This window comes from Prevotella sp. oral taxon 317 str. F0108 (assembly GCF_000162415.1).
Taxonomy (GTDB): Bacteria; Bacteroidota; Bacteroidia; order Bacteroidales; family Bacteroidaceae; genus Prevotella; species Prevotella conceptionensis.
The window spans coordinates 487,336-507,270 of sequence record NZ_GG740072.1; the positions used below are offsets into that span (position 1 = coordinate 487,336).

Annotated in this window: 17 protein-coding genes and 1 tRNA gene; 7 read left to right on the top strand and 11 right to left on the bottom strand. The window is 46.5% G+C overall.

The features are described 5' to 3' along the window. Positions 1–949 precede the first annotated feature (949 nt). A tRNA-Gln gene (locus HMPREF0670_RS01715) sits at positions 950–1,023 on the bottom strand. A 506-nt stretch (positions 1,024–1,529) separates the two neighbouring features. Here HMPREF0670_RS01715 and HMPREF0670_RS01720 point away from each other — a divergent pair. Genes HMPREF0670_RS01720 through HMPREF0670_RS01730 form a run of 3 tightly spaced genes read left to right on the top strand, consistent with a single transcriptional unit; the run spans position 1,530 to position 4,209 of the window. Continuing rightward, positions 1,530–2,270: a (Fe-S)-binding protein gene (locus HMPREF0670_RS01720; RefSeq protein ID WP_009229435.1), complete on the top strand. Its 741-nt coding sequence runs from the start codon at positions 1,530–1,532 to the stop codon at positions 2,268–2,270. Beyond that, complete coding sequence (locus HMPREF0670_RS01725) at positions 2,267–3,637, top strand: lactate utilization protein B (RefSeq protein WP_009229436.1); 1,371 nt, start codon at positions 2,267–2,269, stop codon at positions 3,635–3,637. Before HMPREF0670_RS01720 ends, HMPREF0670_RS01725 begins: the two co-directional genes overlap by 4 nt. Continuing rightward, positions 3,634–4,209 (top strand): lactate utilization protein C, encoded by a 576-nt coding sequence (locus HMPREF0670_RS01730; protein ID WP_009229437.1) that lies wholly within the window; start codon positions 3,634–3,636, stop codon positions 4,207–4,209. Before HMPREF0670_RS01725 ends, HMPREF0670_RS01730 begins: the two co-directional genes overlap by 4 nt. Positions 4,210–4,425: 216 nt before the next feature. On the opposite strand, the gene HMPREF0670_RS01735 is transcribed toward HMPREF0670_RS01730, so the two are convergent. Together HMPREF0670_RS01735 and HMPREF0670_RS01740 are read right to left on the bottom strand one after the other, a co-directional pair. Then, on the bottom strand, positions 4,426–5,364 hold the full coding sequence (locus HMPREF0670_RS01735) for a ribose-phosphate pyrophosphokinase (protein ID WP_009229438.1): 939 nt from the start codon (positions 5,362–5,364) through the stop codon (positions 4,426–4,428). Positions 5,365–5,426: 62 nt separating this feature from the next. Then, positions 5,427–6,035, bottom strand: coding sequence for a thiamine phosphate synthase (locus HMPREF0670_RS01740; protein ID WP_009229439.1), 609 nt, complete (start codon positions 6,033–6,035; stop codon positions 5,427–5,429). A gap of 98 nt (positions 6,036–6,133) precedes the next feature. On the opposite strand from HMPREF0670_RS01740, the gene nspC reads away from it, so the two are divergent. Beyond that, positions 6,134–7,306, top strand: coding sequence for a carboxynorspermidine decarboxylase (gene nspC, locus HMPREF0670_RS01745; RefSeq protein ID WP_009229440.1), 1,173 nt, complete (start codon positions 6,134–6,136; stop codon positions 7,304–7,306). 156 nt (positions 7,307–7,462) lie between these two features. Here the strand turns inward: nspC and HMPREF0670_RS01750 are convergent, their stop codons facing one another. The 6 genes from HMPREF0670_RS01750 to HMPREF0670_RS01775 form a co-directional block, all read right to left on the bottom strand. Beyond that, positions 7,463–7,948, bottom strand: a complete 486-nt coding sequence (locus HMPREF0670_RS01750) for an Lrp/AsnC family transcriptional regulator (RefSeq protein WP_009229441.1) — start codon at positions 7,946–7,948, stop codon at positions 7,463–7,465. Between the two features lie 316 nt (positions 7,949–8,264). Then, on the bottom strand, positions 8,265–8,735 hold the full coding sequence (locus HMPREF0670_RS01755; RefSeq protein ID WP_009229442.1) for an ExbD/TolR family protein: 471 nt from the start codon (positions 8,733–8,735) through the stop codon (positions 8,265–8,267). Between the two features lie 2 nt (positions 8,736–8,737). Continuing rightward, on the bottom strand, positions 8,738–9,259 hold the full coding sequence (locus HMPREF0670_RS01760) for an ExbD/TolR family protein (RefSeq protein ID WP_009229443.1): 522 nt from the start codon (positions 9,257–9,259) through the stop codon (positions 8,738–8,740). A 15-nt stretch (positions 9,260–9,274) separates the two neighbouring features. Next, positions 9,275–9,778: a hypothetical protein gene (locus tag HMPREF0670_RS01765; protein WP_009229444.1), complete on the bottom strand. Its 504-nt coding sequence runs from the start codon at positions 9,776–9,778 to the stop codon at positions 9,275–9,277. Beyond that, positions 9,775–10,638, bottom strand: coding sequence for a MotA/TolQ/ExbB proton channel family protein (locus HMPREF0670_RS01770; RefSeq protein WP_044077599.1), 864 nt, complete (start codon positions 10,636–10,638; stop codon positions 9,775–9,777). The genes HMPREF0670_RS01765 and HMPREF0670_RS01770 overlap by 4 nt, the downstream gene beginning before the upstream one ends. A 223-nt stretch (positions 10,639–10,861) precedes the next feature. Then, positions 10,862–11,347, bottom strand: coding sequence for a hypothetical protein (locus HMPREF0670_RS01775; RefSeq protein ID WP_009229446.1), 486 nt, complete (start codon positions 11,345–11,347; stop codon positions 10,862–10,864). A 90-nt stretch (positions 11,348–11,437) separates the two neighbouring features. Between HMPREF0670_RS01775 and HMPREF0670_RS01780 the strand changes: the two genes are divergently transcribed. After that, positions 11,438–12,241 carry an MBL fold metallo-hydrolase gene (locus HMPREF0670_RS01780; RefSeq protein ID WP_009229447.1) on the top strand — a complete coding sequence of 268 codons (804 nt, stop codon included), beginning with the start codon at positions 11,438–11,440 and terminating at the stop codon, positions 12,239–12,241. Positions 12,242–13,497: 1,256 nt separating this feature from the next. On the opposite strand, the gene HMPREF0670_RS01785 is transcribed toward HMPREF0670_RS01780, so the two are convergent. After that, a complete protein-coding gene (locus tag HMPREF0670_RS01785; protein WP_009229448.1) occupies positions 13,498–14,529 on the bottom strand; it encodes a helix-turn-helix transcriptional regulator in 1,032 nt (343 codons plus the stop codon). A 351-nt stretch (positions 14,530–14,880) separates the two neighbouring features. Here HMPREF0670_RS01785 and HMPREF0670_RS01790 point away from each other — a divergent pair, with 351 nt between their 5' ends. After that, a complete protein-coding gene (locus HMPREF0670_RS01790; RefSeq protein WP_009229450.1) occupies positions 14,881–16,053 on the top strand; it encodes an RtcB family protein in 1,173 nt (390 codons plus the stop codon). A 439-nt stretch (positions 16,054–16,492) separates the two neighbouring features. Then, positions 16,493–18,760, top strand: a complete 2,268-nt coding sequence (locus HMPREF0670_RS01795; protein ID WP_009229451.1) for a TerD family protein — start codon at positions 16,493–16,495, stop codon at positions 18,758–18,760. Between the two features lie 211 nt (positions 18,761–18,971). Here HMPREF0670_RS01795 and HMPREF0670_RS01800 read toward each other — a convergent pair whose 3' ends face one another. Then, entirely contained in the window at positions 18,972–19,805 is an 834-nt protein-coding gene (locus HMPREF0670_RS01800) for a hypothetical protein (RefSeq protein WP_009229452.1), read from the bottom strand. Between the last annotated feature and the right edge of the window lie 130 nt (positions 19,806–19,935).

The following is a 19,935-nucleotide window of genomic DNA, read 5'->3' on the forward strand; positions in this document are numbered from 1 at the left end:
GCATTTTGCACCATTTAGCCTTTCTAGTTTGGTTGAAGGCTCGTAATTTTTCAGGCCCAATTACACACTTTTAGACCCTAAAACCCTACTTTTTACTGGATGTTTTGCTCCTTTTGGCCATGTGTTTCATGGTTCAAAAGGGTTTTGTTTATACCATTTCAGTGGATTTTTATGCTTTTCGTCTCGCATTTAGCGGCATTTTACCCTGCGTTTTGCTGCATTTTGCCTTGCATTTAGTAGCAAAACGCACTACATTTAGCATCAAAACGCACTGCATTTAGCGGCAAAATGCACTACATTTAGCACCATATTGCACTATATTTTGCTGCAAATATCCCAAAAGCAGGTGCAAATGACGGTTTATTTAAATAAAAATTCATTTTTCCGCATGCACATGCTATCCCCTTTTGCATCAAAACCAACCTTCGCGAGAATCGATTTTTTGCGGCCGAGCGGGCTGTTGGTGAAAAATAAGTTAGTCATAATGTTAAAAAACTTGCTGAAAAGAAGACAAAAGTTTGAGTAGATAAGTTGATGAGTTAACAATTTTTTGAGTTGACGAGTTTATGAGTTGATAAGTTAACGAGTTAACTTGTTGATGAGTTAACCAGTTGACGATTTGGCGAGTTAGCCTGTTCGCCAGTTAATAAGCGCAGCCATTTTTTCACCTTTTCACCTTTTCACTCTTTCACCTTTTTACCCTTTCATCTTTAACGGGCGTGAGCCATTTTTCCACCCTTTCACCTTTTCACCTTTAAAGGGCGCAGCCATTTTTTCACCTTTTCACCTTTTCACCTTTAAAGGGCGAGCCATTTTTTCACCTTTTCACCTTTTCACCCTTTAAAGGGCGTGAGCCCATTTTTTCACCTTTTCACCTTTTCACCCTTTCACTTTTACAGCGATGTATTGGAAAAATAAAAGCGCATCTCCGTGAAGAAGATGCGCTTGTTGGTTGGGATACTCGGACTCGAACCAAGAATGACAGGACCAGAATCTGTAGTGTTACCATTACACCATATCCCAATACTTGTTTTTGCACTGCAAAGTTACTACTTTTTTCGTATTTGCCAAACGATTTATTAACTTTTTTGTCTTTATATAAAGCAGAGCTGTTGTGACGTACTTGTATCTGCGAGGTACGAAAACAAAGCCTTTTTGTATGGGTGATAAGGCATTATGGCGGCCTTTATTGCTGCAATTGTGGGTTAATGTTGTAGTAATATCAACCTTGCATCCGTAACTTTGAATGTGTGTTTCAGTATGGCGAGTTTCTGTTAATGAGGATGTTCTGTCACGTTGGCAATGGCTCTTGTCGTTGGTGGACTTGCATGTTAGGGCCTGTTCTTTATTTGTGCAATATCCTGTTGTTGGTTGTTGTATGGTTGTCTGGGGGTAGAAAGGCCTTACTGAGGCGTACTCATTGCCTTTCTCCGTTAAATATCCTCAAATGAAAAACGTTTTCTTTACGGCTCGTTTTTAGTTGATATATTTTCACTATATTTGCAAATAAACATTTAGCGAGAAAGAAAATGAAAGTCGGTTTGTTTGTTCCATGCTATGTTAATGCCTTGTATCCAGAGGCAGGCGTGGCTACATATAAGTTATTAAAACACTTCGGGGTGGGCGTAACCTATCCCTTAAAGCAGACGTGTTGTGGCCAACCTATGGCCAATGCGGGGTTTGAAAAGAAGGCTGTGCCGCTGGCCGAGAAGTACGAAAACATGTTTAAGGAGTTTGATTACGTGGTTGCACCCTCTGCATCGTGCGCGGCTTTCGTAAGAACACACTATCCACGCTTGCTTAGCGGCGAGAAACACGTTTGCGAAACGTCTACAAAGACAATGGATATTGTGGAGTTTCTGCACGACATCCTTCAAGTAAAGACGCTTCCAGGGCGTTTCCCGTTCGTGGTAAGCGTACATAACAGCTGCCACGGCGTTAGGGAGTTGGGACTTTCCGCACCAACGGAACTGAACATTCCCACCTATAATAAAATGGTAGACTTGCTGCAACTAGTGAAAGGAATAACCATAAAAGAACCCGAACGCAAGGACGAATGTTGCGGGTTTGGCGGCATGTTCGCCATAGAAGAACCAGAAGTGTCGGTGAAAATGGGACACGACAAGATACAACGGCACATTGATACCGGGGCGCAATACGTTACGGGCCCCGATAGTTCGTGCCTGATGCACATGGAAGGGTTGGCTAGAAGAGAGAAAAGCCCCATTAAGTTTATTCATATTGCACAAATTTTAGCCGCAGGATTATGAGTACCTTACATTCTAAAAAAGCCGCTTCTGCATTGAAGAACGTGGAAAAGATAACGCGACACGATCAGACTTTTTGGTTGATGCGCGGCAAACGTGACCTCATGGAGCACAAATTGCCCGAATGGGAGAGTCTTAGAGAGCATGCAAGCGAAATAAAACGGCATACGGCTACACATCTGGCCCAGTATTTGGAGCAGTTTTCTAAGAACCTAGAAAACAATGGCGTGATTGTGCATTGGGCCGAAGATGCGCGAGAGTTTAATCAAACCGTGTTAGAAATATTAGAGAAACATGGGGTGAAGAAACTGGTGAAAAGCAAGTCGATGCTTACAGAAGAATGCGAGTTGAACCCTTATTTAGAGGCTCAGGGCATCCATGTGGTGGAAACAGATTTGGGCGAACGCATCTTACAATTGCTTGATGAGAAACCTAGTCATATCGTTGTGCCGGCCATACATGTTACGCGCGAGGAGGTGGGAGAACTGTTTGAACGTGAGGGCATAAGCAAAGAGATTGGCAATTACGACCCCACTTACCTCACACAATGTGCTAGGCACAGCCTGCGCAACGACTTTTTGGATGCCGATGCCGGTTTGACGGGATGCAATTTTGGTGTTGCCGAAACGGGTGACATCGTGGTTTGTACCAACGAAGGCAATGCAGACATGAGCACGTCTGTGCCTAAACTGCACATCGCCGTAATGGGATTGGAGAAGGTTGTGCCCGATTATCGCTCGTTGGCTGTGTTTCAGCGGCTGCTGTGCCGCAGCGCAACGGGTCAGCCTTCAACCACATACACCTCGCATTTTAGAAAAGCACGGCCAGGAGGAGAGATGCACGTGGTGATTGTTGATAACGGAAGGAGTGACATGATTGCCAATGATGAGCATTGGCAAACTTTGAAGTGCATCAGATGTGGTGCATGTATGAACACTTGTCCGGTGTATCGCCGTTCCACTGGCTACTCTTATTCTTACTTCATCCCTGGCCCCATAGGCATCAACTTGGGCATGTTTAAAAGTCCACAGCAACATAGCGGCAACCTTTCTGCTTGTTCGCTCTGCCTATCGTGCGACAATGTGTGCCCCACGAAGGTTGCCCCAGGTTCGCAAGTGTATGCTTGGCGGCAGTCGTTAAGTGGCTTGGGCCTTGCCAACTCAACGAAGAAGCTTATCTCTAACGGCATGGGCATGTTGTTTTATAATCCATCGCTGTTCAGCATGTCGCTTAAATTCGCGCCCATCGTTAACCATTTGCCTCGCTTTTTGGTTTATCATGGGTTGAACGATTGGGGAAAGGGTAGGGAGATGCCCGTGTTTGCTAGTGAGTCGTTTGAACAAATGTGGAAGAAAGGAAAGGTGAAATGAAGAAAGAAAACTTGTTTGAGAAGTTGAAACGCAACACGCACGTGCGTTGCGACATGCCTGATATGAACATGGTTGGCATTGTTTACGACGACCCTTTGGCGCAGTTTTGCGAGATGGTGGTTGCTGTTGGTGGTAAGTTTGCAGTGCTGGCAGATGGTGAAGACGTGAACGAGGCCATCAAACGACTTTATCCCGATGCCAAGGTTTTTGCCTCTAACTTGTCCGAAATAACGATTGCCACGCTAGATCCCGATACGGTGGCCGAGGCGCAAGACCTTAACGGAACGGATGTGGGCATACTACGGGGTGAATTGGGCGTGGCAGAAAACGCTTGCGTTTGGGTTCCGCAAACAATGAAAGAAAAGGCGGTGATGTTCATTAGCGAAGAGTTGGTGTTGCTGCTCGATCGCAACAAGCTTGTGAATAACATGCACGAGGCATATACGAAGATTGCGATGAACGATTATGGTTATGGCTGTTTTATCAGCGGACCATCCAAAACTGCCGACATCGAGCAGGCTTTGGTAATGGGTGCACAGGCTGCACGGGGAGTGACAGTGGTGTTGACGTAGGGTACACGTCCATTTGCCGTGCCCTTATAATAAGGTGTGTTCCCTGCGTACGCGATAGTTCCGTGGGTCGACCACTCGCTTAATGACTTTTAAAGCACTTGTTTATGTCACGCCATTAGGCACTGAACAAGAAAATCTGGCAGCAAGTTTGGCCTTAACCAAACCGCTGCCAGATTTTATATTTGTTAGATGTATGCGGCAGTCCGCACACCTATTTTATATCAGGTATTGTGAAGAAATACTCTGGTTTGACTCAACCCTGCGAATGGTTTCGGCGAACATGTCGGCCACCGACAATTGCCTTACCTTCGGGCAATTGTTGTGGTAGGGAATAGAATCGGTGAAGACTATTTCTTCAAGCGACGAGTTCTGCACCCTTTCAGAGGCAGGCCCACTCATTACGCAGTGCGAGGCGCAAGCCCTAACGCTCTTGGCACCTGCTGCAATCATCACGTCGGCAGCTTTGGCGATAGTCCCTGCGGTGTCTACCATGTCGTCGATAAGTACCACGTTCTTGCCTTCTACTTCTCCGATAATCTGCATACTCTCCACTTCGTTGGCACGTGCGCGGGTTTTGTTGCATAGCACCAAGGGGCATCCCAGGTACTTGGCATAGGTGTTGGCGCGCTTACTTCCGCCTACATCGGGCGAGGCGATAACCAAATTGTCGAGTTTAAGGCTTTCCAAGTAGGGCAGGATAACGGCCGAAGCATAGAGGTGATCGACGGGAACATCGAAGAAACCCTGAATTTGGTCGGCGTGGAGGTCCATCGTTATCAAGCGGTTGATGCCGGCAACGTGTAGCAAGTCGGCAATAAGCTTGGCTCCGATGCTAACGCGCGGCTTGTCTTTGCGGTCTTGTCTTGCCCATCCGAAGTAGGGAATAACGGCGTTGATGGTTTTAGCCGAGGCTCTCTTGGCAGCGTCAATCATAAGGAGTAGCTCCATCAGATTGTCCGAATTGGGGAACGTGCTCTGCACTAAGAACACGTCTCTGCCGCGTACCGTCTCTTCGTAAGATACCGCGAACTCGCCGTCCGAGAAGTGTGTAACCACCAGTTTGCCCAAGGGACAGCCCAAGCTGGCGCATATCTTTTCGGCAAGATACATGCTTTTCGTACCCGAAAAAATTAAAAAAGAGTTTTCTTCACTCATTTCTTTAATGGTTTAATATGTGATTGATTGTTATCTCTTTGCCTTAATGAATAATGAAATTGCTATCCTACAATCTTTTGGAAGTTTCGGAAATGAGCGAGCAAGTCGCGAAAGTCGGTTCCGTTGTGTATGTCGAACCGTTTCCAAAGGTCGCTACACACCACCACGCCACCAAAGCCCAGCTCCTTGGCCATCCGCACATTGTCGACGTCGATGCCGCCTAGGGCGTACACACGCTTGTCTATAAGTCCTTTGTCGGCTGCATCTTCCAGTTGCTTAACCGAGAAACTGGAAGGCTTGTCGGCGTTGCCCGCACAGCTGAATATGCGTCGTAAGAAGACGTAATTGCTGTTTTTCTTCATGTCTTTGAGCAAATCGAGGTCTTCGCAGGTTCTGCTTATTTTCCCTTTGATGCCGTTCGGCACTATCTCCGTCGGCTTGTTGAGGTGTATTCCTGCCAAGTCGTATTCGTTTTTCAGCCTAAAATGCTCGTGTACCACAATCTTGTCGTGGTATCCTTCGGGGATTAACGACAACAGTCTTTCCGAAAAAACGAGCTGTGAACCAGGCTTATATAGGTGCAACTTGTCCATCCCCTCGTCGAAAAGAGCAGTAAGTATCTTGTCTTCCTCTACAAAATATGTAGATTTTGTCATAATTACGAGCTTCATCGCAGCCATTTATTTCACATGCAAAAGTAGGAATTTTATGGCAAACCTGCAATTTAAACAATATAAAAGTTACCTTTGCATACGCAAATCATTGAGATATGAGAATTAACTTAGATACTTTCGAAGAAGTGCGCAGGCCGATGTACATTGTGGAGGAGGCCAAACTGAGGCGCAATTTGGAACTTATCGCCTCAGTGTCGGCAAGGGCTGAGGTGGAGATTATACTTGCTTTCAAGGCTTTTGCCTTGTGGAAAACCTTCCCCATCTTTAAAGAGTACATCCGTTCTACCACTGCCAGCTCGCTTTCTGAGGCGAAATTGGCTTTCGAAGAGTTCGGTTCGAGGGCGCACACCTATTCTCCTGCATACACCGACGATGAGATTGAGGAGATTGCCAGCTGTTCTAGCCATCTCACTTTCAACTCTCTAACGCAGTATGATCGTTATTCCACGTTCGCAAAAGAACGTAATGCAAGTCTTTCTTTTGGCTTGCGAGTTAACCCAGAGTACTCGGAAGTAGAAACAGAGCTTTATAATCCATGTGCTCCTGGTACGCGATTTGGCCTGTCGGCAGAACGATTGCCAAGTCAGTTGCCGACGAACATCGAGGGTTTTCATTGTCATTGCCATTGTGAGAGTGGCGCCGACGTGTTTGCTAGAACCTTAGCGCACATCGAAAGCAAGTTCTCCGGGTGGTTCCCTGCATTGAAATGGATTAATTTTGGTGGGGGACACCTGATGACGCGCAAGGATTATGATGTGGAATTGCTCGTTGATACGCTGCGTTCGTTTAAGGAACGCCATCCCCATTTGCACGTAATACTCGAACCTGGCAGTGCTTTTGCCTGGCAAACGGGGCCGCTTGTGGCACAGGTGGTAGACATAGTTGAAGACAAAGGCATACAAACGGCCATCCTAAACGTGAGCTTTACTTGCCACATGCCCGACTGTTTGGAGATGCCTTACCAGCCTTCGGTTCGCAATGCGCAGTCGCTTGACTTGGAGGCAGCGGTGAATGGCGGTGCGAAACACATTTATCGCTTGGGCGGCAACAGCTGTTTGTCGGGCGATTTTATGGGTTCGTGGCAGTTCGACCATGCCTTGACCGTGGGCGAGAACGTAATATTTGAGGATATGATACACTATACCACGGTGAAGACGAACATGTTTAACGGCATTTCACACCCCTCGTTGGCTATTGTTCGCACTTCGGGAGAACTGGAAATGCTGCGCACTTATGGTTACGAAGACTATAAGGCGCGGATGGATTAGCACCCGTAGCACAGCTTTTTTGAGTAAATGTTTTACCACAACGCCCCGCTTAACCATTGTAAGGGTTAAGCGGGGCGTTGCAGTAAATGTATATTACGCAGATAATGCCTTTTTACTTGCTTGCCTATGTGGGGCAGGGCGGCATCCTTCGTTGTGTTATTCCTCCTCGTCTTCAACGGCCACTTGGTCTACCGACACCTGCCTATCGATAAGGGCATTGAAAGAGATAATGGTCTCACTGCCCGAAAGTCCGAGCGGTTGTAGCTTATCGTGGATGATGGACATCAAGTGGCGGTTGTTGATGGCATACAACTTGATGAAAAGGTCGTAGTTCCCAGTGGGAACATGGCACTCAACCACCTCGGGTATCTTCTCCAAAGCCTCTGCCACTTTGTCGGAAGTGCTGGGGTCTTTGAGGTGAAGTCCAACGTAGGCACACGTTTCATAGCCCACTTTTTCGGGGGCAAGAATAAATCGCGAGCCTTTTATTACGCCCAGATTTAAGAGCTTTTGTATGCGCTGATGTATGGCCGCGCTACTAACTTTGCAAATGCGCGCCACCTCTAAGAAGGGTGTGCGTGCATCGGCAGAGATAAGTTGAAGTATCTTCTTGTCCAGAAGATCTAGATTATGATGTGACATATTTATTCAATTTCTTTGCAAAGGTAACATATAAAAATGAATTTGGCAAGTAGCCGAGAGGTAAGAAAAATCTTTTTACTGATTGTTTGGGAAACTGCCAAAATGCTCAGCGCAACCTCACACTGGCGTAACAGCCTTACAATGTAACCTTTTCGGCGATTACTTCTACCTTTAATGCTTGTTATAATGTTATTACTGTTTCTTAATTGTATGCTTATTTTTATGTTATTTAAACATATGTAGGTGTGGTTAAAGGTTGTTGGTAGGCAAAGCTTGGCTTGGATTCTGTTGGTAGCGAACAAACAGACGGCGCAACTTAACGCTTGCTTTTGCTTTGCGTGGCGGTAAAGTTCACGTTGTACACTCTTGCCTCCCGCAAGGCTTGTTTCACTTCGGCGATGGTTTTCATCTTCGTATCTTTGTCGGCTTTTATTGATGCCGTTAGTTCTTTCGCCTCGTCGGGAGAGTGTTTGGCGCGTTCGGCAGCAACGTATTTTCTTAGTTCGGAAAGGGGAATAACCTTGTCGTTGAATTGTACGATGGTGGTTTCAGAGTTGTCGGTGCGCCTTTTTTCGATGGGCTTACCTATATATATGTGCATCACCGACGACTTCTTGGCAAGCCGATTCAGTTCTTTTCCCTGTGGCACTTGATACCTCACCTTCACAGTAACATTACGCATGTGGGTTACAATCATGAAGAAAAACAACACCGTAAATATCAAGTCGGGTAGCGACGAGGTGTTGAGTGCGGGTATTTCGTGGTTTCTTTTGCTCCTACGTATCATGCTTATGGCGTGTTGTTATCCTTATTATCGAACGATTCCACCATGCGTTGGGGCATCAATCGGTTCACTTCGTCTTTCTCTTCGGCCGAACATAGCGCGTAAGGATGGCGAAACATCTTTACAGCCAGTTGGTTTTTAAGCTGGTTAAAGATAGATACGATGGCATCTTGCACATGAAAGTATGTATCATAGTTCGCGTTTTCGCTCGCTTGTAGCTGTATAAGATGGTTTCTGCCTTTGCGGACTACGAACTTTTTCAGCTTGCTTTTTAGTTCGTCTAGCGTGCTGGGCTCATCGTCAACAAGAATTTTATTGTTGCCCGTTATATACACCTTGATGATGTTGTCCTTGTTAACCAGACTCTCCTCTTGTTTGTTCTTTTCTACGGGTGGCAACTTCCTAGACAACCCCTTGTCGAGGTCCATTGACGTGGTGACAAGGAAAAAGATGAGCAACATAAACGAAATGTCGGCCGTTGATGTGGCGTTGAGTTGCGGAACAGTTCTTCTTCGTCGGGCAAACATGGGCTTTCCTCCTCTTTATTTTTTGCGGTAATAACGGGTAAACCCGAAAACAACGGCAGCAAATGCCACAAAAAGCAAGATGCCGATGGTGTAAATGAACATGTCGGAGAGTTTGAGAAGGAACTTATTGGCATACAACGAGCCATTGACCACCATCTCCTTAGACGACCCGAAGAGCAGGGCGAGCAACAGAATGACGGCTGTTCCCACGAACACGGCATACGAAATGGCGCGATAGGGGACGTTGTTCTCCGTGCCGTTGCTCTTTCCCGAAACGCTAAAACCTTTAACGGCACTCCAAATGGCACATGCCAATGCCAGCAAGAAGAGCACATACATGGTGTCGAGAACCACGCCCGTGAACATGGGTGCGGTGATGTCTGGGTTGAATACATAGGGAATGTCGTAGCCCACCATGTAAAACAGCCCGAAAACAACAACGCACAAGCCCACCAACACGTAGAAAACGCGTTGCGAGAGCCGTTCGGCAGGGATGTTTCTGAGGTTTAACCTTTTCATTTCGACAGCTTATGTTTCATAATAGAGTCGAGTAACGTAATGGACGACTCTTCCATTTGGGCCACCAAATGCTCTATTTTAGAGAGTATGTAGTTGTAGAACACCTGCAAGACAAGCGCCACAATGATACCGAAGATGGTGGTGATAAGGGCTACTTTCATACCTGCGGCCACCACAGGTGCGCTGATGTCGCCTGCTTGCTCTATCTGGTCGAAGGCCATTACCATACCGATAACCGTGCCCAAGAACCCCAACGAGGGAGCCATAACGATGAAGAGCGTTATCCATGAGCAGCCTTTTTCGAGGTTGGCCGATTGAACGGTGCCGTACGAAACGATTGAACGTTCGATATTGTCTATCGTTTCGCTGATGCGTGTCAGTCCTTGATAGCAGATAGATGCCACAGGCCCGCGCGTGTTCCGGCATTGTTCCTTTGCTCCTTCTATGTCGCCTGCACTTATTTTCGCGTCTAAGTCGGCCATAAAGCGTTTGGCGTTAATCTCCGAGAGGCTAAGATAGATGATGCGTTCGATGCAGAAAGCCAGTCCTAGCACCAATGCCAAGGCCACGAGCGACATGAAACCTGCGTTACCTTCGATGAATTTCACTTTGAGCGATTGGTGTAGTCCCATGCTTTCTTCCGTGTCGGCAAGGTCTAAACCAGGGTTAGGCAATGGCACGGCCAGTGTGTCGGGCATGGCCTTTGCCGTGTCTTTGGGTTGCACCTGTGCGCTAACGCTGTCGGCAGGCTTTGCTTTACGTGGCGTAGGTGTCTTGCTGTTGCCTTGCGCTTGCAGTTGGGCTGTTGCAGCGAAGAGCAACAGGCCTATGAATAATAAGTGGCTTAACTTGTGTCTCATTGATGTAATCAGTTGTCAGCGCATTATATGAACGCCGTTTTTTCTTCTCTTTAATGTGGTTTGAAAATATTTGCAAATGTAGTGAATTTAAAGCAATTGCCGCTTAAATGCCTTCGGGTTTGGCTCGTTTTTAGCAAGTATTAATCTTTCGTTGTAGCCAAGGGGGCAATGGGTTGCCATGCAAACGGGGGCGAAACACAAGCGGCAAGCGGGTGGCTGGCCCTTATCCGTTTTCCTCCTCGGGCTTTTTCTGCTGATACTTCTTATCCATTCGGGGCAACCCATCTAAGCGAACCTTCCACGTACCGTTTTGTTTCACCAGTTGCAAAGGAAAGGTAGCACTCTCTTTCAGTCTGCCAGGCTTGCCAATAGAGTCGAGAACGAAGAAGTTTTCCACGTTCAACGCCACTTCGGCAGCAACGCCTTTGGTGTCGCCTTGAATTATTTCGTAAGCGTAAGCAAAGTTGTTGGGCAGGCTTTTCATCTGCTCCAAGTCTTCGGGTTGCACTTGGCTGGCGGCAAATTGCAGCCATTTCTTCGAGTCGGGTGTACAGAACTGGGCAGCCTTGTCGAGCCGCCAATTGAAGAAATAGACGGCGAACGAGTCAACGCTGCCGTCAAATTCGCGCGAAAAGGCAACCTTGCGCACGTCGCAACCAACAAGCAGGGTGGGGAGGAGCAATGCGCATACGGCGAGGAACTTTTTCATGTGTCAGTTAATTTAGCAAAGACAAAGGTAGGAAAAACTTTGGTTATTTCGCGCTTTTTCTCTAATTTTGTGGAAAACTTTAAACGCAGGATGTTGAATTTCATATCGTTGGGAAGCGGTAGCAGCGGCAATTGCTATTACTTATATACAGAAACAGAGGGACTTCTTATAGATGCAGGTGTGGGTATTCGCACTTTAAAAAAGCATTTTCGTGAATACGGCCTTTCGCTTGCACACATACAAAATGTTCTAATCACACACGACCATGCTGACCATGTTAAGTCTGTTGGCAGTCTTAGTCGCGATTATGGGTTGCCTATCTATGCCACCCATCGCGTTCACGTGGGCATTGAGAAGAATTATTGCGTTCGGTGCAAGGTAAGTCCCGAACGATTGAAGTTGGTTGAGAAAGGTGTTGCATTTCGTTTGGGCAGCTTTACGGTTACGCCCTTTAATGTTCCGCACGACAGTTTAGACAATGTGGGCTACCAAGTGCAGTTTGGCGACATTACGTTTTGTTTGCTTACCGACGTGGGAGAAGTGACCGACGAGATGAAACCTTTTATCAATGCGGCCAACTACTTGGTGATTGAGGCCAACCATGATGTGGAAATGCTTTCGGGCGGCCCCTATCCGCAACACCTTAAAGAACGTATTTTGGGTAAAACAGGCCATCTCAGCAATGTGGACTGTGCCGAGGCGTTGGCCCAAAACGCGTCTGAAAAACTTCGCCACGTTTGGCTTTGTCATCTAAGCGAGGAGAACAACCATCCCGAATTGGCCAAGAAAACTGTAGAACAGACTTTGCGTAGCTATGGTATCGTGGCAGGTAAAGACTTTGAGTTGGAGGTTTTGAAACGTAAAAGTCCAACAGGCGTGTACGAGTTGACCTAGGTTTCTAAGCCCTTTAAAGCTCTTTTCGTTTGATTAGTCTTAATTGTATTAAAGGCAGAGGACAAGTGCTTACTAGCTTATTAAACCCAAATCGAACGTTAGCAACCCACTTGCACTCTTTTCCCAACGTCTAGTGTGGTGTTAATTCTAGTGTTTTTATTTTACAAAACGCCTTCCGCTTACCACTCCCTTCTAGCGTAAATATAGGTTATAAAGTAGGTAAATGGCTACTATTTCTAACCTTTCACGTCTTTTGTTTTGTCTGTTTTTAAGAACAGAACCTGCATTTTGCACCATTTTGCCTTTCTAGATTGGTTGCCAACTCGTATTTTTTCAAGCCCAATTACCCGCTTTTAACCCCTAAAACCCCACTTTTTAACGGCTGTTTTGCCCCTTTTAGCCATGTGTTTCATGGTTCGAAAGGGTTTTATTTATACCATTTCAGTGTATGTTTATGCTTTTCGGCCCGCATTTTGCGACATTTTACCTTGCATTTAGCAGCATTTTGCCTTGCTTTTAGCACCAAAACGCACTGCATTTAGCACCAAAACGCACTGCGTTTAGCGGCATATTGCACTGCGTTTAGCACCAAAACGCACTCCATTTTGCAGCAAATCGCCCAAAAACTGGTACAAATGGCGTTTGGGGGGAATATAAATTCATTTTCCCTCAATCACAGTCTAACCCTTTTTTGCATCAAAAGAAACCTCTGCGAGAATCGAATTTTTGCGGCCGTGTTGACAATTGGTGGAGAAAAAGGTAGCCATAATGTTAAAACTTGCACTGAAAATTAGACATATTTTAGTTGACGAGTTGACAAGTTCTTATGCCGTGCTTTGACACAAACTCTGCCCCATATTTGACATAAGAACATAAGGGACATAAAGCGAATCAATGGTTTTTTTCTGGATTAGATATCTAACATGTTATAGGTGTAGCCATTTTTTCACCTTTTCGTCATTAGGAGTTATGGGGTGGAGGAGTTATGGGGTGGAGGAGTTATGGGGTGGAGGAGTTAAGGAGTTATGGAGTTAAGGAGTTAAGCCAATTGCAATGGTGGCGTTAGCCATTCTTTCACGTTTTCACCTTTTAGAGGCGCAGCCATCTTTTCACCTTTTCACCCTTTCACCTTTTCACCTTCTAAAGACGCAGCCATCTTTCCACCTTTTCACCTTTCCACCTTTTCATCTTTTCATCTTTTCATCTTTTCACCTTTTCATCTTTTCACCTTTTCACCTTTCCACCTTTTCACCTTTTCACTCTTTCACCTTTTCTTCCCGATAAAGCCAATGCGCTTTACTCGTCATGTTGTGCATACGGCGAACCACCTTTTGTGGCGAAAGCACCTTGATGCCAGGTCCATAACTCATCAACACCGAGTAAAGCTCGAAGTTTAACACCACTTTTATGCTGAAAACGCAACCTCCTTGTTCCGGATGCTCGTCCTCAACTTGTTGCGAAGGGTGCAGCGGCTTGGTGGAAATGTACCCTGCTTGCTCATCGTCCGCCCAGAACATCACGGTTTTAGGCCTGTCTCCCACATTCTTACTCACTCCGATAACGTCGTCGAAAAAGTGTTCTGCATCAAAATTGGGATTGTCGCGATAAGGCTCGTCGGCTGTTTCCACCTTCACAATGCGGTCTAAGGGCAGGTTAAACAGCACCATGTCGTCTGCAGTAGAACCGAACAGGAACCAACGATTGCGAAACTCTTTCAGCAAATGCGGACACAAAACCAGCGTTATAGGCTCTTTGGCCGAGAACGATTGGTAGCTGATGCGCAAGGTTTGTCGATGCGCAATGTAGTTGTATAAGGGGTTAAGCAGGCGCAAACCTTTCAGATTTGGCACCTTGTCGAAATGCACAATGGGTTTGCGATGATTGCGAGCAATGGCCAAATGGTCTTGCAGGCGATTTACAACATCGCTCATTTCGGTAAACTGCTCAAAGTCTTCAAGCTGCCTAAGCAGGTCCACTGCCTCTTGCATCACCTCGTAATCGTTTTGCGAAAGGGGCATATTGTTGATGCTAAAGGTGGCGTCGGCATAGCGATAGAACTTGTGTTCGTACACTTCGATGGGCGCGTTATAGCCTAATTTGTCCGAACGCATCATCTGTAAGTCGGCCTGAACCGTTCTTACCGATACGCCTTTTCGTATTCCCTCCAAGTCGTAAAGGGCATTGCTGCATGCGTCTACCAAGTCGTCGAGCGTCCATCGCCTGTAACGGTTGCGCAGGCAGTTGTCAATGGTTTTATACCTTATCAGTGCATTCTTATTGGCTGGCATCGTTATATATATATATTAAATTAGGTGTATGGCGAAGGCCGTTCGCTTGTTCCATGTGATGGAGAAACTACCATTTAGTATGCCAAATTGGTGGTTTCTGTAAGGGCGGTAGTGTTATGGCGATGGCTGTTCGCTGTACTAAAACATCACAAAGATAACGAGTTTCTACGCAACCTATTTGCGTAGAGGTGCTAAAATTGAAAAAAATGGAGTTTAAATGCAAGTTTTTTCTCATTACGCAAAAACACTACGTACCCTTAAACGAACTTTGCAAACGAAAAGGGAAGGCAACCAGCCGAACTCTAAAAAACAACATATCGGCAACATAACACATTAAATATATATATAGCAATGGAAACAAAAATGATAAACAACAGGCCTGTGATGATATGGGCTAGCAGCGTAGACGCAAAGGCTATGCAACAAATTGAGAACCTTACCACGTTGCCCTTCTTGTTTCACCATCTTGCCATCATGCCCGACGTGCATGCAGGAATGGGTATGCCCATTGGCGGTGTGCTGGCTTGTAAAGATGCAGTTATACCCAATGCCGTGGGCGTAGACATTGGTTGCGGCATGTGCGCAGTGAAGTCGAACTATAAGGTGGCCGACATATCGCCAGATGTTTTGAGGAAGAAAATAATGAGCGGCATTAGGCAACGCATACCCTTAGGCATGGTGCACCATACGGAACCCCAACCCGAATGTTACTTACCCGAGGGGCATGAGATAGCCCGCATGGAGGTGGTGAAACGTAGGCAAGCGGCCATTGTTTACGAAGTGGGTACGCTTGGCGGAGGAAACCACTTTATAGAACTGCAAAAAGACGAGGAAGGAAATCTTTGGGTAATGTTACATTCGGGTTCGCGAAACCTTGGTAAGCTGGTTTGCGAACATTATAACAAGCTTGCCCAGCAGCTTAACGCCCGTTGGCACACGGTGGTAGACGAGAAATTGCATTTGCCTTTCTTACCCGTTGGGTCGGCAGAGTTTAAAAATTATTGGGCAGAAATGCAATATTGTATAGATTTTGCGTTATGCAACAGAAGCCTGATGATGCAAAGGGTGCAAGAGGTGCTTGCAGATGCACTGCCCGGCATTGCGTTCGAGCCGATGATAAACATTGCGCACAACTATGCCGCATGGGAAAACCATTATGGTAAGAATGTTATTGTACATCGCAAAGGTGCTACTTTGGCTCGCGAAGGCATGGTGGGCATCATCCCCGGCTCGCAAGGCACGGCATCGTATATCGTGGAGGGGCTTGGCAATGCAGCCTCGTTCAATTCTTGTTCGCATGGTGCAGGTCGCGTTTTAAGTAGGACGGCAGCCATAGCGTCACTGGATATGCAGGCCGAAGTGGCACAGCTCGAGGCCAAAGGCATTGTTCATGCCATACGTTCGCAAGACGATATGCAAGAGGCAACAGGCGCATACAAAGACATCGAAGAGGTTATTGCCAACCAAACAGACCTGATTAAGGTGAAAACCAAACTGTTACCCATCGCGGTGATTAAGGGTTAAGGTGGCTAGGCAATGAACAAAGCTGCGCAACGAGTGATAAAACGTAGTGCTCCTTTATATAGAGGCATGTGTTTATCGCTAACACACCCTAACGGCGCAGCTTGGCGCATACTGTAAAGGGAAATGGAGGGACGGTCAAGTTGGTCTTACTTCAACATCTAAGGGATTTTAGACCAGCAATTACCGCCCTCTCACCCCCTTTTTTATTTAGGTGGCGATTTCGTTAGTCTGTGAGTTGATGAGTTATAATCCTCAAACATCCTCCTAAGTTTATAGCTCGTAAGCTAAGGCGTATGCAGGGGAACGTAATACAATTAGGAACTAAACAGCGATGAAACGCTACGTCTTTATTTCTAGATTATAAAGCCAATGGCGAGCAATAACGCCTCGCCCATATTTTAACAGCTTGGAAAACAACCAGCATCAACAATTCCACAACATGGACAACATCATAGCAAACAAAGTGGCTTTGCGTTATCAAGCCCTGTTTATAGATATTGATAGCCAACAGATAAAGCAACCCCACGAACCAACTGTGGTTGCGTTGACCTTGGTTTCGCGCCTTAGCAAGTTTGGATATGGCGTAGAACAAGATTTGTTGCAGGCGTTTTATTGGGCGTCTGCCAAACAAATTGAGGCTGTTTATGTAGTGATGGCTGATGTGTTGCGCCTGAAACAGAATTGGGCTTCCTTGGTAAAAGGTTGGGGTACGCCAACAAAAGAAAGCCTTATCGACCATTTTATCACCTATGTGGCCAACTTGTTTAAGGGGAAACTTCAACTGGAAGGCACAACTTTGCCTTGCGGACACTTCATTCCCTACGGCACTTTCCCGTTAGAACGATACAACGGTTGCCCTTATTGCGGCACACCGTTTGTCACTTCAACATTCGTTTACGAGGGACAGGGAAAGAAACTAAAACCCCTGCACCTCTTTACACGCGTTGACTTGGAGCGCGAACTTCGCACTTTGCTTACCTCGCCCACGCCGTTAGATGCTACTCAGGCGCAATCGGTGGCGCAACTGCTCATGTTGTTCGATTTGCCTAGCGATGTAAACATTGCCATGAAAGAGACGGCGATGATTGCCATTAAGGCATTGGTGGCGGCAGGAAAAGGCGAACAGGCAACAAGGCTTTTTGAAACGCCTGCCGATATACTGCGGTTTCTATGGTACGAGAAAAATGGATGCGCACGAATTATTGACCCCCGAACGCTCATTGCCAACGCCAGAGGTCTTTATTGGCACATGGCCGCACAAGAAAACAAGGCTAGTGAAGCGGGAGAGGCTATGCGCGAGCGACTAAAACTGAAATACAACAGGGCGTATTGCCGACTTGTGGCCACGTGGATGAATGCCATTCCCCTATCTAGCGAGAAGTCGGCAGAGGCAATGCACGCCAAAAGGGGAATGTGGGTGCGTATGATTAGGGCATTGCGGCTGGCTGAATATGCGCGTAAGAAAGGGTTCGAACGACTTGCCGCATTGCTAGACGTGTTTTATTGCCAAACTTACACCCCTTGGTTAGGTACGTTAGACAAGGCGCGAAGGGCTAACGACGTGCAACTTACCCTCTCGTTATTGTCCCAACGCCCTGGTTTGTTTGCCCGCAGTCTGTTCTCAACCATGCTTAACTTTGATTCGCAGACAACACTTGCGGCCTTCGAAGGCATTGTTCATCAGCTGCCTGCGCGTCTGTTGCTCTCGTTAAACAATGGGGCTAAGGCCTATTTCGACCCAGAGCGCATGCGTTTGGCACGTCCCATAACGGGTGTGATGCACAATCTCGACCCTCATCCGCTGCTCGTTTCTTTCGATGATGCACAGCTGAAACAGATGATTGCAGACGTAAATGCGATGTACAAGCGAGCAATGAAAAGCCGATATGCGCAACAACCTCACAGTGTTGGTGGCACCGTTTATATTGACCCACGACTTTATCAGGTGCCAATCGGCGTTGGCGATAGGTCGAATAGCGTTCAAGACAGGGCATGTGCGTTGCAAGGAACGCGATTTAAGGTAGAAGGCAATGCCGTTAGGCTGTTCATGCAATGGGGCAATGGGTTGCATGCCCAACACCTAGACATGGATCTAAGTGCTGGTATAGCCCTTGAAAATGGTAAATCAATATTCTGCTCTTATTTCAATCTATCTTGCCCAGGAGCAAAGCATTCGGGCGATATACGAAATATTCCAGAGCAGGTTGGTACGGCCGAGTACATCGAATTGAACTTAAACGAATTGGAAAAGGCTGGTGCGCGATACGTAACATTTAGTTGCAATGCCTACTCTTGCGGTGCACTGTCGCCCAATTTAATGGTTGGTTGGATGAATTCTGCCTATCCCATGACCGTTTCTGATAAGGATGGTGTGGCCTACGACCCGTCGTGCGTTCAACATATTGTGCGTGTTGACGAGTCCAATTTGTCTAAGGGATTAGTGTTTGGTGTGCTCAATGTGCTACAAAGAGAGATAGTTTGGCTGGAGATGCCCTACACTTCACAAACCATTTTAGGCGTTGATACAACTAGTGTTGAGGCTCTTCTCAAACGATTGGAAGAGAAAACAACGGTTGGCGAACTGCTGGAAATAAGGGCTGAGGCACAAGGGATGACGCTGGTTGGCAACGAAAGCGATGCCGATGAACGTTACAACTACCAATGGGCGCTGAACACCGCCGAGGTGAGCAAGCTGTTGTTGGGTTAAGATAAAGAAGTATAAGCAGGTTTGCAGGCTAACGGGAAGGCAAAGGAAAAGGTTAACTCGTTTCTTGCCGACTCGTCAGCTTGTTTGCTTGTTAGTTCGTTTACCTGTCAACTCATAAACTTATCCTAGGTTCACTGGTCAACTGGTTAACCTGTATCTCGTCAACTGGTTAACTTGTCTTCTTGTTGACTTGTCAACCAATCTCCTTTCTTCACTTGCTTAATACTTCCAACTTGTTATCTCCAATCTTAGCAGCCATAACCGAATAGCTACTTCCCGCCGAGCCATAGATGGTAGTGGTGGAGGCCAGCATCCACAGTTCGGCCACTCCACCCCTAATGCCTGCAATGCTATTGCGTGCGGCAGGCTTGGGCGAAGTGATGATGCGGTCGCCAAATTCGGCCTTTAATGCCGTCTTGGTAGTCTCATCGTCGGTTGCAAGAAATATGCACGTGTCATTGTGTTGATCAATTTCACGTCGTGCAGCATCGACAAATAAGCTAAGCGGACTTCGTTCAATCGACTCCTTATTGTCTGTGCGCCTAATGTGCATGCCAATGGTATGCGCCGAGAAATGTTCGCGATAGCTTTGTATTTCATCGAGAACAGGGCCGACGGGATGGAACAAATGCTTATAAACAGAATTGGGAACGTTCCCAAAATCTTGGTAACAGCTCATATAGCTGTTCTTTCCTCTTGCCCATTCATTAAAGTTGAATCTTTGATTTTTTAAGGGTGTAACCTGCCATTCGTCTATGCGTTGCGCGAAACGGAGCCTCTGATATAACAATGGAATGCGGAAATTACGCTTTCTAGGTCGGTCGAGCGTAAGTAGTTCCCATGCTTTGGCCTCCCTTGCCACCATCGCTACGTTATCAATAGGTTCGAAAATGGAATGGAAAGGCGCATTAAGTGCCCAATCGCAAAACCATATCGTCTCGACTTTAACCCCTGTATTTGCGGCTAACTGCCATGCCGATGCCATAGCGCGCATTCTGTTGGCTAGTCCGCCTGAGGGTACAAAAAGTAGTTTTCCTGTGTTCATTGCATTTGATTTCGTGTTGTGTTGAATGCAGATTGCCATGATAATGGTTGTCGGTTGTACGCCATCTCTATGTCATGGCGTACTATTAAACAACTTTATGTGGCTTTCCGTTCATCGTTTTGTTTGTTGG